Origin of the sequence: Paraburkholderia sp. BR14312 (assembly GCF_040948675.1) — a bacterium.
GTDB lineage: Bacteria > Pseudomonadota > Gammaproteobacteria > Burkholderiales > Burkholderiaceae > Paraburkholderia > Paraburkholderia nodosa_A.
Genome location: NZ_JBFPKI010000015.1, coordinates 64,694 through 76,694 on the forward strand (window position 1 = coordinate 64,694; position 12,001 = coordinate 76,694).

12 protein-coding genes and 3 pseudogenes are annotated in these 12,001 nt (G+C 62.1%); 10 read left to right on the plus strand and 5 right to left on the minus strand.

What is annotated here, in order from left to right:
* Positions 1 to 47: 47 nt before the first annotated feature.
* The 3 genes and pseudogenes from AB3X98_RS34350 to AB3X98_RS34360 all read left to right on the plus strand — a co-directional run.
* Complete coding sequence (locus tag AB3X98_RS34350) at positions 48 to 2,987, plus strand: GH92 family glycosyl hydrolase (protein WP_368604771.1); 2,940 nt, start codon at positions 48 to 50, stop codon at positions 2,985 to 2,987.
* A 71-nt stretch (positions 2,988 to 3,058) separates the two neighbouring features.
* Positions 3,059 to 3,193: pseudogene (locus AB3X98_RS34355) on the plus strand (RidA family protein); the annotation flags it as partial.
* Positions 3,194 to 3,230: 37 nt separating this feature from the next.
* Positions 3,231 to 3,368 (plus strand): annotated as a pseudogene (locus AB3X98_RS34360) (GNAT family N-acetyltransferase); the annotation flags it as partial.
* Between the two features lies 1 nt (position 3,369).
* Here AB3X98_RS34360 and AB3X98_RS34365 read toward each other — a convergent pair.
* A complete protein-coding gene (locus AB3X98_RS34365; protein WP_368604772.1) occupies positions 3,370 to 3,657 on the minus strand; it encodes a DUF1330 domain-containing protein in 288 nt (95 codons plus the stop codon).
* Positions 3,658 to 3,798: 141 nt separating this feature from the next.
* Positions 3,799 to 4,704, minus strand: a complete 906-nt coding sequence (locus AB3X98_RS34370) for a LysR family transcriptional regulator (protein ID WP_368604773.1) — start codon at positions 4,702 to 4,704, stop codon at positions 3,799 to 3,801.
* Positions 4,705 to 4,810: 106 nt separating this feature from the next.
* Here AB3X98_RS34370 and AB3X98_RS34375 point away from each other — a divergent pair, with 106 nt between their 5' ends.
* The 5 genes from AB3X98_RS34375 to aroE are packed head-to-tail and all read left to right on the plus strand — an operon-like array spanning position 4,811 to position 8,665.
* Positions 4,811 to 5,761 carry a ketopantoate reductase family protein gene (locus AB3X98_RS34375; protein ID WP_368604774.1) on the plus strand — a complete coding sequence of 317 codons (951 nt, stop codon included), beginning with the start codon at positions 4,811 to 4,813 and terminating at the stop codon, positions 5,759 to 5,761.
* Positions 5,758 to 6,150 carry a VOC family protein gene (locus AB3X98_RS34380; protein WP_368604775.1) on the plus strand — a complete coding sequence of 131 codons (393 nt, stop codon included), beginning with the start codon at positions 5,758 to 5,760 and terminating at the stop codon, positions 6,148 to 6,150. The genes AB3X98_RS34375 and AB3X98_RS34380 overlap by 4 nt, the downstream gene beginning before the upstream one ends.
* A gap of 2 nt (positions 6,151 to 6,152) precedes the next feature.
* Positions 6,153 to 6,611, plus strand: coding sequence for a MaoC family dehydratase (locus AB3X98_RS34385; RefSeq protein ID WP_368604776.1), 459 nt, complete (start codon positions 6,153 to 6,155; stop codon positions 6,609 to 6,611).
* Positions 6,611 to 7,822: a CaiB/BaiF CoA transferase family protein gene (locus tag AB3X98_RS34390; protein ID WP_368604777.1), complete on the plus strand. Its 1,212-nt coding sequence runs from the start codon at positions 6,611 to 6,613 to the stop codon at positions 7,820 to 7,822. The genes AB3X98_RS34385 and AB3X98_RS34390 overlap by 1 nt, the downstream gene beginning before the upstream one ends.
* Before the next feature lie 6 nt (positions 7,823 to 7,828).
* Positions 7,829 to 8,665, plus strand: a complete 837-nt coding sequence (gene aroE / locus AB3X98_RS34395) for a shikimate dehydrogenase (RefSeq protein ID WP_069262029.1) — start codon at positions 7,829 to 7,831, stop codon at positions 8,663 to 8,665.
* Between the two features lie 242 nt (positions 8,666 to 8,907).
* Here aroE and AB3X98_RS34400 read toward each other — a convergent pair whose 3' ends face one another.
* The 3 genes from AB3X98_RS34400 to AB3X98_RS34410 all read right to left on the minus strand — a co-directional run bounded on the left by AB3X98_RS34400 (position 8,908) and on the right by AB3X98_RS34410 (position 10,933).
* Positions 8,908 to 9,729, minus strand: a complete 822-nt coding sequence (locus AB3X98_RS34400; protein ID WP_368604778.1) for a DUF4377 domain-containing protein — start codon at positions 9,727 to 9,729, stop codon at positions 8,908 to 8,910.
* A 232-nt stretch (positions 9,730 to 9,961) separates the two neighbouring features.
* The gene (locus AB3X98_RS34405) at positions 9,962 to 10,189 is read right to left on the minus strand and encodes a hypothetical protein (protein WP_069262027.1); all 228 of its coding nucleotides are present in this window, start codon (positions 10,187 to 10,189) and stop codon (positions 9,962 to 9,964) included.
* A 237-nt stretch (positions 10,190 to 10,426) separates the two neighbouring features.
* A complete protein-coding gene (locus AB3X98_RS34410; protein ID WP_069262399.1) occupies positions 10,427 to 10,933 on the minus strand; it encodes a GNAT family N-acetyltransferase in 507 nt (168 codons plus the stop codon).
* A gap of 262 nt (positions 10,934 to 11,195) precedes the next feature.
* Between AB3X98_RS34410 and AB3X98_RS34415 the strand changes: the two are divergent.
* Both AB3X98_RS34415 and AB3X98_RS34420 read left to right on the plus strand, forming a co-directional pair.
* A pseudogene (locus tag AB3X98_RS34415) lies at positions 11,196 to 11,339 on the plus strand (YdeI/OmpD-associated family protein); the annotation flags it as partial.
* Between the two features lie 29 nt (positions 11,340 to 11,368).
* Positions 11,369 to 11,821: an SgcJ/EcaC family oxidoreductase gene (locus AB3X98_RS34420; RefSeq protein WP_368604779.1), complete on the plus strand. Its 453-nt coding sequence runs from the start codon at positions 11,369 to 11,371 to the stop codon at positions 11,819 to 11,821.
* Positions 11,822 to 12,001: the final 180 nt, after the last annotated feature.

Here is a 12,001-nt window from a genome sequence, read left to right on the forward strand (position 1 = left end):
ATAACTAAACAAAACCAGATACGCGTAGTGATACTCAGGAGACAGCCATGATAGATTTACGCCGTCTTGCGGCCGCCACGATCATCATTGGTTCTTTGGCGGGTTGTGGAGGAGATAGTCCAGGCCAGTCCGGCTCCGCCGCTGTCGCGGCTGACCAGCTTAAGGCAGCAGCTCAGGTTAGTTCCAGTACCGGCTCCAGCAGTGCGAACGCGGCTGTCGCTGCCGCCGAGCAAATTCCCGTTTCCGATCATGGCACCATGCAATTGACGCGGTATGTCAACCCGCTGATCGGCACGTTGGCCAGCAACTCTCCCAACCCCGTGCCAGCAGGGCAGGCTGGCAGTGTCGTACCCGCGGCGGGCCTGCCGAACGGCATGGTGCAGTGGGCACCCGATACGAATACCACCTCGGCTCCCTCGAACAGTGCGGAGCCCGGTTCGCCGGCCGGTTACTACTACGACATCGGCTCGATCCAGAGTTTCAGTCTCACACATATGAGCGGTGCCGGTTGTTCGGGAAATGACGGCGAATTCCCCGTCATGCCGACGCTCGATACCACCAGGCCGCTCGCGCAGACGTTTAGCCATACCAACGAGAAGTCGGTAGCGGGCGCCTATGCGGTACTGCTCGATAACCAGGTGAAGGTCGAGTTGACTGCAACCCTGCGTACCGGCTTTGGACGCTTCACGTATCCTGACAATCAGCCTTCGACGCTCGTGCTCAACACGACGTATACAAACACGCAGACGAGCGTGGCCGGTTCGGTCGCGCAGGTCGACGCGAGAACCATTTCGGGCAGTACCACGGGAGGCCACTTTTGCGGTAATTCAACGAATGTTCCGGTGTACTTCTATGCGGAGTTCAGTCAGCCATTTGTAAAGACATCATCCTTTAACAATGGCGTTGCCGTGATGAATTTCGGAAAAGGCGCCACAGTATTGATGAAAATCGGCATTTCATATGTGAGCGTCGCAAACGCCAAAAATAATCTCCAGGCAGAAAATCCTTCATGGGATTTTGATGGCGTCAAGAAGGTTGCCGATGCGATATGGAATCAGCGCCTCAACACCATTCAGGTGAGCAGTAGCGATACCACGGCGTTGACGAAGTTCTACACGGCCTTCTATCACGCATCATGGGCACCGAGCGTATTCAGCGATGTGAATGGCCAATATATCGGCTTCGACCAGAAGGTCCATCAGGTCAGCGCTGGCCATGCTGCGCAGTACACCAGCTTTTCGGGTTGGGACATCTACCGTTCGCTGATACCGCTCAAAGCCACGCTGTTTCCTGAGGAAACGAGCGATATGGCGCAGTCGCTCGTCAACGATGCGGATCAGTGCGGGGCAATTCCACATTGGGTGAATGACAACGTCGAAGACGGCGTGATGCCGGGCGACGCCGGCTCGATTATCGTGGCGGGCGCGTATGCCTTCGGTGCGCGCAAGTTCGATACGGCGGGCGCCTTGAGGCATATGATCCAGATGGCCAACATTCCCGGCACCGCCTGCAACGGCGTGACGACCAACGGCGGGCGCGCCAGCTATCTACAGTTCGGCTACATCACGAACGGTGAATGGGGGCAGGCTTCGTCCACGCTGGAGTACGGCAGCAGCGATTTCGCGATCTCACAGTTTGCCGGAGCACTGGGCAACACGGCGATCCAGAAAATGCTGCGTAGCCGCTCGGGCTACTGGCAGAACCTGCTCAACACTTCCCTGACGCCGCCTCTTATTGCCGGACGCAACTCCGACGGCACGTGGATTCCGGAGAACCAGGGCAGCACCGACAACTACGTGGAGGGCAACGCTGAGCAGTACACATGGATGGTGCCGTTCAACCCGACTGGCTTGTTCGCGCAATTGGGCGGAAATACGCCGGTGGTGTCGCGGCTGAACACGTTCTTTACCGTGCTGAATGCGGGGACGACGCTGCCCAACTTCTATATGGGCAACGAGCCGACCTTCGAGGTGCCCTGGTTGTATAACTGGGCGGGTTCGCCATCGGGCACGCAGAATGTCGTCCAGCAGATCATGGCGAGCGCCTTTGGCACGGGGCCGAACGGTTTGCCCGGCAATGACGACCTGGGCGCCGTGTCGGGCTGGTATGTGTGGGGCGCGCTGGGCCTTTATCCGGAGATCCCGGGCGTCGGGGGCTTTGCGATCGGCAGCCCGCAATTCTCCTCGATCTTCGTTCATCTCGGCAACGGCAAGACGTTGCGCATCAATGCACCCGGCGCGCCCAGCGCGAATTATGTGCAGGGGCTCACCGTCAATGGCAGCGCTCACAATCGTTCCTGGCTGGACGTTGACGCACTCGCCAATGGCGCGACGCTGAACTTTGCGATGGGTTCGTCACCTTCGCAGTGGGGCGCGAACCCGGCCGATGCGCCTCCGTCCTACGGGGTGCCGGTCGCGCGCAACGTGGCGGATGCTTTCAACAACCACGGCATCAGCGCCGACGGCAGCACCGACACCGACGGCCTCGGGTCGGATTTCGACGGCTCTCTGTTCAGCTACTCGTCGACTGCATTGGCAGCGGCCGGCGCGGCGCCGGGCAAGCCGTTCGTTGTCGGCGGAGCAAGCTTCGTTCTGTCGAATGGACCGCTCGATAACGCGGTGGCGGTTGGACAGACGATTGCGATGCCGCCCGGCACGACCGGTCACTCGCTGGTTCTGCTGGGCTCGGCCAACAACGGCCCAGGCTCGGGAGCCGCGCTCGTGACCTATACCGATGGGACGACCACGCCGTTCACGCTCGCCTTTGACGACTGGACTCTCAATGGAGGCAGCGCGGCTCCGGTGGCCCCGATCGCGTTGACCACCGGGTATCGCAATGGCGGCAACGGTTCGACCGACGGCGTCAAGACTTATCTGTTTGCGCAGTCGGTGCCGCTGACACCCGGCAAGCTGGTGGCGAGCGTGACATTGCCAAGGCAGTCCAGCGAAGGCAAGTTGCATGTGTTCGGTATCGCGGCAGCGCCTTGAATACGTTGGGCGCCGCGCAGGCGGCGCCCAACGTGAATCTTCCAGATGTCTGGTCGCCGTTCGGTGCGTTACAGGTGCGCAAGGTTCTCGAGAATATTCGCGACGTGCTGGCGGCGATGGGTGGGCAAATGACTGACGTGATTTCGCTCGTTTACTACGCGACGGCTATTGACGCTTTCGTGGCAGGCGCAGCGAAGAATTCATTTCGAATGTCTCCAGCCCGCGGAGACCGCAATGTGGCGGCTCGTGCAACGCTATACAGGGCGAGGTCCTTTCGCCAGACGCACGCACGAGACGGGCAACGACATCGGAATCCGCGAACGAGGGCAGCTCATCGCGATGGCAGGCGAGCGCATGCACATCGATGGTTACGTCGAGATTGTCACATGCCTTCGACAAGAACGGCGCGATAGCGCGCGCCCTTGAAGCGGTGCTGCGCGGCTTCCTGATACGCCGGGCTGTCGTACCACGCACGCGCAGCTTCAGTCGACGGAAACTCTACTATCACGACACCCTCGGGCGCTTCGCCCTCGAGAACCTGCTGTGGTCCGTAGGCAGCGAGAATCTTGACCGGATGACCTTTGAAGGTCGCACCCACCTTGCTTTGGTAGATATCGAGCTCACTCTGATCCTGCGTGCTTTCCTTCGTGAAGACAATATAGGTCGCCATCGTGTCGCTCCTCAGGTTGTGTGAAGGTCCGCACGATGATGCCATGAAATCGTATCGGGCCTCGATACGCCGTGTCGGCACAGATGTCGTCCCATCACGGGTCGAGAGAGCTGCCGGATCGACGGCGCCTTAGTGTCATTTTCACGGCGACACTCCAAACAGCTGAAGGACCACGCCACGCAGCCAGCGATTCCCGGCCTCGTGATGATACCGGGCATGCCAATGTTGCCGGACGGCGAAACCATCCACGGGAATCGGGCACGAATGGACTGCCAGATCGTTGGCCTGCGCCAGGGTTTCGCCAATGTGGCGAGGCAGCGTGGCAATCAGATCGGTTGTCTGGACGATCGTGCCGAGCCCCAGGAACCCGGGCAGCTGCAGCACGACGTCACGCTCGATCCGCTCGCGCGCCAGCGCCTGTTCGAGCAATTGAGCACCCGTGCCCGATTCGATCGCGACGTGTCCCTCCGAGCGGTACTGCTTCAAACCGAGCCGCGCGCGAACGCGCGGATGGTGCCGATTCGTCAGACACACCCAATTCTGTTGATAAAGCTGTTGCTGGTAGATGCCGCCGCTTAGCCAGGGCACATAGCCGATAGCCAGATCGGCTTCGCCCGACTCCAGCGCCCGTTCCGTGTTGCCGTCGATTCCCGCTGCCTCGAGCCGGATGCCGGGCGCCTGGGCGCGTACGTGCGCGAGCAGTCTCGGCAGCAGCGTGATGTGGCTCGCGTCCGTCATGCAGATGCGAAAGCGCCGCTGCGCGGTCGCCGGATCGAACGTGATCTCCCACGCGGCGAAGCGCCTGAGCGATTCGAGAATCTCGCGGCAAGGCCCGATCAGCGCATCGGCCTGCGGGGTCGGCGCCATGCCGCCGGGGGTGCGGATGAAAAGCGGGTCCTGCAGATATTCACGCAGCCGCCCGAGCCAGATGCTGATGGTGGGTTGGCTTTGACCCAGTTGCTCGGCAACGCGCGTGACGCTGCGCGCGTCATACAGAAGGTCGAACAGCTGTAGCAGCTTCAGATCAGGCAAATCGGTCGGCATCATGGCGTAGCGAGCATTATTGTCTGGCGCAATGATGTCATTGTAGTCATTGCATTGTCGATATGAGCGGCGACTCCTATCGTGTGCCTATACCTCAAGGAGAAACCCTGTGAAGATTGCAATTCTCGGCGCCGGTGCACTAGGTTGCGCGATCGGCGCCGCGCTCACGGAAGGTGGCCACGAAACCTGGCTGCTGGACCGTTCGCCCGTCCATGTCGAAACGATGCTCCGCGACGGTCTGCAGGTCGACGACGACAAAGGCACGCGGCGCATCGCAGTGCGCGCCGCGACCCAGGCGAGCGAAATCGGCGCAGCCGACGTGGTGATCGTGCTGGTCAAGTCCTTCCACACCGACGCGGCGATGCGCGGCGCACTCGCGCTGATCGGGCCCGAAACGCTCGTGCTGTCGCTGCAAAACGGCCTCGGGCATGAAGACGTGCTCGCCGATATCGTGGGCCGCGAGCGCGTGCTGGCGGGCAAGACGTATGTGGGCGGCGTGTTGCGCGGTCCGGGGCGTATCCAGTCGGGTGTCACCGGCAAGGCGACGTATATCGGCGAACTGGATGGCCAACTCACGCGCCGTGCGAAGACGATCGCCGAGGCCTTCAACGCAGCGGGGCTGCTGACCATCGTCAGTGACAACATCATGGGCACGATGTGGGACAAACTGCTCGTCAACGTCGCTACGGGCGCGATTACCGGCATTACGCGCCTCACTTACGGCCAGCTCTATGACGAGCCGCTGCTGAAAGCGACGGCCCTCGCGGCCGTATCCGAGGCAATCGCGGCGGCACAGGCGGCCGGCATCAGGCTCTCGATGACGGACCCCGAGCAGGCCTGGACACTCGCGGCCGCAGGTCTGTCTCCTGCGTTCAAGACGTCGATGCTGCAAAGCCTCGAAAAAGCCTCGGTCACCGAGATCGATTTCATCAACGGTTCGGTGGTGCGCTGGGGACAACGGCTCGGCGTGCCGACGCCCGTCAACGCGACGCTGGTGGCCTGCATCAAGGGCATCGAGCGCGCGATGGCCGATGAAGCGCGCAAGGAGGCGACGGCATGAGCGGCTCGAAGGCTTACCTGGAGCATGTCGCGATCTGGGTGAACGACATCCGTTGGCATATCCGCTTCTTCGAAGACGTGCTCGGCATGACCATGCGCGAAGTCGACGGCACCGTCGACGCGCCGCGCCAGTATTGGACGCTCGGCGGTCTTCAGTTCATTCATGCGCCGCAACACGATGGCCCCGAAGGGCGCCTCGCGCATCTGGGCGTCATGTGCGAAGACCTCGAAGCCGCTTTGGCAGCGGCCCATGCCTTTGGCGTCAGCGAATTGCCGCAAGGGCGCAACTGGCTGCGTCTGCCCGGCGGCCTCGCCGTCGAACTGATTCAAGCCAAACCCGCGTCCTGTGTTGCGCAGGCGCTGATCATCAACCCGCGCGCGGAGGCGTAAGCATGACGATCATCGAGAAGTACTGGGACGACGCCCGCGAAGGCGACGAGTGCGTGAGCCCGAGCTACACCGTGACGAAGGAACGCATCCTCGCCTACGCCGACCTCACGGGCGACCATACGCCCGTGCATGTGAACGAGGCATACGCCAAAGCGAGCCACTTCGGCTGCCTGGTCGCGCATGGGCTTTTCGGTCTGTCGATTGCCGACGGCCTCAAGACACAGAGCGACTATCGCTTTCTGCCCGGTATGTCGCTCGGGTGGACGTGGGATTTTCTGCTGCCAATCAAGGTCGACGATGTGTTGCACGTGAAATTTCGCGTCGGCGCCATGCGGCCGAGCAACAGCCGCCCTGGCTGGGGCATCGCCGTGCTGCCCTCCGAACTGATCAATCAGGATAACCAGGTGGTTCAGCGCGGCGAACATCGTCTGATGGTGCTGCGTCGGCCGGGAGCGTACTGATGCAGGGCCGTCCTCTCGAAGGCATTCGCGTGGTCGACTACAGCCACTTCCTCGCCGGTCCCTACGTAGGCCGCTGTCTCGCTGCGCTCGGCGCCGAAGTCATCAAGGTCGAGCGTCCGGGCAGCGGTGACCCAGGACGCCAGCACGCGACCGTGCTGGACGGCCAGCAAAGCGGCTATTTCCTGCAACTGAACATGGGCAAGCGCGGCGTCAGCGTCAACATGAAAGATGCGCGCGGCAAGGAGTTCATGCGCCGCTTGTGCGATTCGGCGGATGTGTTCGTCGAGAACTACCGTCCCGGCGCGCTGGAAAAGCTCGGACTGGGCTATGCAGAGTTATCCGCACGCAATCCGCGCCTCGTCTATTGCTCGATCTCGGCATACGGCCATACGGGCCCCGACGCGCATCGCGCCGGATTCGGGCTGATCGCGGAGGCGAAGAGCGGCATCATGCAGATGGTGGGCACGCCGGGCGAGCCGCCGCCGTTGCTGCGCATTTCGCTCGGCGACATGTACACGGGCATTCACGCGGTGGCGGCGATCAACGCGGCGCTGCTCGGACGCGCGAAGAGCGGCCGCGGCCAGTACATCGACATGGCGCTCTACGACACGCTCGTCTCGATGCACGAATACGCGGTGCAGTGCTACACGCTTCGAGGCGTGCTGCCGGAGCAGACGGGGCACGACATGCCGACCTCGACGCTCTATGGCGTTTTTCGCGCCGCGGACGGCGACCTCGTGATCGCGGCACAGGTGGACGACGCGTGGAAGCGCCTCGCCGCGCTGATCGAAACGCACGGCGGGCCCGCTGGATTCGGCAGCGATATGCGCTTCTACGATAGCGTCGGCCGCAACACGCACCGGCAGGCGATTCTGTCTGTCGTGCAGCCGTGGGTCGCCGCGCGGCCCGTCGCGCAGGTGCTCGAACTGCTGGATGGCATCGATGTGCCTTGCGCAAAGGTGCAGCGCATCGACGAGGTGCTCGACGATCCGCAGATCCAGGCGCGCGGCATGGTGGTCGAGCAGCATCACCCGCGCTATGGAACGCTGCGTTTGCCCAACCTGCCTTTCCGCTTTTCTGATTGCGACACGACCATTCGCGACGTCGCGCCGGATCTCGGGCAGCACAACACGGAGGTCGCGCAATCGCTCGGCTTTTCCGCTGCCGAGATCGACGCGATGCAGTGCGAAGGCGTTCTCTACGCGAAGTGAGACACCATGACTGACCCGTATGCAGTAATCGGCCACCCGATCGGACACACGAAATCACCCTTGATTCACCGCCTGTTTGCCGAAGCGACGCAACAGGCGATGTCCTACGTCGCAATCGAAGGTCCGCTCGACCCTGACGATGGCTTCGCGAGGGCCGTGCGCCAGTTCGCTGCGGATGGCGGCAAGGGCATGAACGTCACCGCACCGTTCAAGCTCAAGGCCTTCGCGCTCGCCGACGCGCGCAGCGAGCGCGCGACACTGGCGGGTGCCGCCAATGCGCTCAAGTTCGAGAGCGGCCGGATCGTTGCCGAGAATTTCGACGGCATTGGCTTGTTGCGCGATATCGAAGTCAATCTTGGCGTCCCGCTTGCCGGCAAACGCGTGCTGATGCTCGGCGCGGGCGGCGCAGCGCGCGGCGCGCTGCTGCCGTTTCTCGCCGCGGGGCCCGCCGAACTGGTCGTCGCCAACCGCGATGTGTCGAAAGGCTGCGCGCTGGTCGCCCAGGTCGGCTCGCGCGGTACGGGCTTACGCGCGTGCGGCTATAGTGATCTCGCGACGCGAGGCCGCTTCGACCTTGTGGTCAACGCGACGTCCGCAAGCTTGACGGGCGACCTGCCACCCGTCCCTCCGGGCGTGTTCAGCCCGGAGGGCACTGCCTACGAACTTGCATACGGAAAGCGGCTCACGCCGTTCCTGCGGCTCGCGCGCAACGCCGGCGTACACGGCGTCGCCGACGGCGTGGGCATGCTGGTCGAACAGGCGGCCGAAGCCTTTGCATGGTGGCGCGGCGTGCGGCCGTTGACGGCCGCGGTCATCGACCGCCTCACCGTGCCGCTCGACTGAGTGCCCTGTAATCCGCCGGATTCGCAACACCTGGGGGAAGAGAATCCAGCGGGGACAGCTCGGTGCCGTTGGGGAGGATGCCCCTGGCGATCACGCGTTGCAGCACCCGGGAGCGGTAGGGCTCGTCACCATCGTCGAACTTGCCTGCGCGGTTGTGGTGGATTGCGCAGGACTAGCCCGACTGATCCGGGTGGGATGCCGGTGGTGAAAGGCCGAGTGCTGAAACTGACGGGTCGGGAAAGCTAGTTCTCCACCTTTTCCGATTCAACCACTATGTCCAGCACGTACGCAATCGCTGGTCCGTCGGCGGGCGGGTTCTTGATGGTATAGCGCTTGACGCGCAGTACATCGCGCATTCCAGGCGTATGGGTATAGCCCTCGATATCCTGATACAGCGGTTGCCATGCGCCAGGTGTTCCGGTTGGCAAACCGTGCTCGTCGAAGTGGCGCTCACGCACCAGCAGACATTGCTTGTCCGGAATGAGCGGATGGTGGCACTGCACCGAATGCGCGGCCACTTCGAGGAAGGTCGTTTCACCCGCGCCGCCGAAACGGGTCTGAGCAGTGGGCACGCCGATAAATGTCAGCGTGTCGCCGCTATCCGTAACCAGTTGCATGCGGGGGGTATCGCCACGGGCCAGCAGGCTCACGTCGAGGCTGCCATGCAGGCGCCTGGCAATGGCGTCGTCGAGGGCGGCGCGAGCGGCGTCAGGGCAAGCCATCATGGTGCTCACCATCTGGCCAATCTGCAGCCGTCCTTTCTTGACACTGTAACTGGCGCCCATATTGTTGCAGCTATTGACTACGTTTAGCCGGTCGGCGCTGAAGTCCAGTTGCACGGGCTTTTCTGCACTGGCAAACAACGCATCAATGCGCATGCCTTTGCTGTCAAACGCGTCGCTGAGTTGCCAGTGATACTGACTGAGGATCCCAGGTTCGATCGCCGGTACCGCGCTCGCGCCGGCAGCAGTCGACGCGCTCGTTGAAGGCGCCGGGCTTTGCGCGTCGGGTATTTGCGAGCATGCGGCAAGGGCGAGGAGCAGAAATAGCAGGTTGCATTTCACGGCGGTACCTCAGCTGGTTCGGTGGATGTTTCAGGCAGCTTGTCGCGTTGAAAAAGCTAGCGACGTAGTCCGATTGCCAATGGGGAGACCAGAAGAGCTAGTGAATGATACAACCACGGGGCGTGGCGCATTGGATCGGGCGTGGTTGGCCACGCCCGGGCGAACGCGGCGACGGTCAGTGCATGACGGGCGCGTTTCGTGGCTGTTGACGGTGGCGCGAACGTCGGCCCGATCAACTCAACGATGCCAGCAAGATCGACAGCTTGCGGATATGCGCCTTGAACGCTTCGGTCATCTCGCGGTGATGGCCGTCACTCAGATGCGGCGCTTCGGCTAGCTCGACCTGGCGGTGGAACTCTTCGGAAACTTTGCGCCGCTCGTCGGGCGGGAGTACGCGGATGAGGGACACCATCAGTAGTTCCTGCGCATGGATGATACCGAGCACGGATTGTTCGTTCATGTCGACCTCCGTCTGAACGCGGCGATGCTAGCGGCTGAATACCAGGGCAAAGCGGGCAGGTGACGTCAGCACCGGGCCGGCGCGCTGTCTTCGATGCATCTTTTTGCCCTTCCATACTAGCGCAAGGATCGAGTCATCTGCACGCCGGCTGACCCGATGAGCCGCGAATCCGGCAAGGGCGTTTCCATCCCCGGTTTTGCCTGTCTGAACCCTCTCGGTGAGATATCGCACCGACAGTCAGCCACCGCTATTCCATTCCATTTTCTGCACGCTGATGCCGGGCTGATTGGCTAGCGCTTCTCGTTCGGGCAAGAACCGGAAACCATGTCGGCGATAGAGACCTACAGCGCGGGCGTTGTCTGGCGAGACTCTCAACACGACTCTTCGCTGTCCGCGTTCAATCGCGCGCGCCTGGATTGCGTTGACCAGGCGACTTGCAATTCCCAAACCCCGGCACTTCGAATGAACCCACATGGCAATCAGGTTGTATTCGCGCGTGCGGCTTATCGCATCGCCGATAAGACCGACTGCTTGCCCTTGCACCATGGCTACCAGATATTGCGGCTGCGTCTGACCTGAAGCGCATTCGCGCCATTGCTGCTCGCTATACGCAGCCGCGGTGGCGTAATTCAGACCGAACGCCGTTGGGCTGTCAAGCAGCGCGGCAAGGAGGACCGTCTTCAAGATTTGCCAGTCTTCTTCCGAGGTCGGGCGAATTAGAACGGGGCTCGACTTTGTGGCCATCAGGATGCTCGGGAGTGGGAGCCCGCGCGGCGCGAAAGTATGAAGCCATGCCGGCTCAACACTGCTGATGATTGTCTGCGGTTTACTCACGTCCGGCCCCGTTTCTCGCGCGAGCCGTACTGGCTGCTGGCTGACGCTTGAGTGCGTCGACATGACCCTGAAAGAAGAAGGGGCCGTGCCCTTCGGTTTGCTGCACCGTCGTTATAACGGCAGGCTCGCCCGGAAGTTGATGGTGACCGGGCAAGCAGGCGTCATCGTCGCCCGCAACCGCTACGCTATCCTGTTTCGGATGCAGAATGCCAAAAAGCCCGCAACACCGGTGCGCAAGATCGAGGAGTTCATCGGCATGCTGAATCGCGGCGAATCCATTTATCCTCAGACCGGGAAGTTCGACAGCCTCGGATAATGCCGCGCTCCCGACCTGGATGGCGATCGATGCTGACCGACGCCCTGATGGTCGTCGTAATCGAACTGTTTTGGCAATGGAGGTTCCAAATGGGATCCGATGAACGCGCTATTCGTGAGATGCACACAACCTGGATTGATGCAGTCAACGCGGGCGATCTTGTCCGCTTGCTCACCTTGATGGCGGACGATGTCGTGTTTTTGAATCCGGGTCGAGCGCCCATCGGTCGGGAGCGATTCCACGTCGGCTTCTCGGCCGCCCACCAACAATCTCGGATCCGCTGCATCAGCGAGTTGGAAGAGGTCGTGATCGTCGGCGAAGTCGCCTACACACTGTGCCGGGACTCGTTATCTGTGACACCGCGCGCCGGCGGAGAAGCAACGGAGCTGGCCGGTCATCGGATGACCCTGTACCGCAAACAGCCCGATGGCCGCTGGCTTCTGGCCCGCGACGCCAACACGCTGTCCCCGGTGGCACGCTGAGGTCGCAGGAATCGTCTCACTCGATCTGGCAATTCCGTCGAGCATGCAGTGCAACGGTCGCTGAGCGACTCTGTGCCGCCGCTCATTCGTCGGGCGATGGCCAAAGATTGGCAAAGCCAGTAAGTCCAACCGGAATCAGGGCATCGGCTTAAGGCGACCAGGCGTACTATCATGATCGGG

Coding starts and splice junctions, on each gene's coding strand:
- AB3X98_RS34350 (WP_368604771.1), top strand. CDS start 48: ATGATAGATTTACGCCGTCTTGCGGCCGCCACGATCATCATTGGTTCT.
- AB3X98_RS34365 (WP_368604772.1), bottom strand. CDS start 3,657: ATGGCGACCTATATTGTCTTCACGAAGGAAAGCACGCAGGATCAGAGT.
- AB3X98_RS34370 (WP_368604773.1), bottom strand. CDS start 4,704: ATGATGCCGACCGATTTGCCTGATCTGAAGCTGCTACAGCTGTTCGAC.
- AB3X98_RS34390 (WP_368604777.1), top strand. CDS start 6,611: ATGCAGGGCCGTCCTCTCGAAGGCATTCGCGTGGTCGACTACAGCCAC.
- AB3X98_RS34385 (WP_368604776.1), top strand. CDS start 6,153: ATGACGATCATCGAGAAGTACTGGGACGACGCCCGCGAAGGCGACGAG.
- AB3X98_RS34420 (WP_368604779.1), top strand. CDS start 11,369: ATGCTGACCGACGCCCTGATGGTCGTCGTAATCGAACTGTTTTGGCAA.
- AB3X98_RS34405 (WP_069262027.1), bottom strand. CDS start 10,189: ATGAACGAACAATCCGTGCTCGGTATCATCCATGCGCAGGAACTACTG.
- AB3X98_RS34410 (WP_069262399.1), bottom strand. CDS start 10,933: ATGGCCACAAAGTCGAGCCCCGTTCTAATTCGCCCGACCTCGGAAGAA.
- aroE (WP_069262029.1), top strand. CDS start 7,829: ATGACTGACCCGTATGCAGTAATCGGCCACCCGATCGGACACACGAAA.
- AB3X98_RS34380 (WP_368604775.1), top strand. CDS start 5,758: ATGAGCGGCTCGAAGGCTTACCTGGAGCATGTCGCGATCTGGGTGAAC.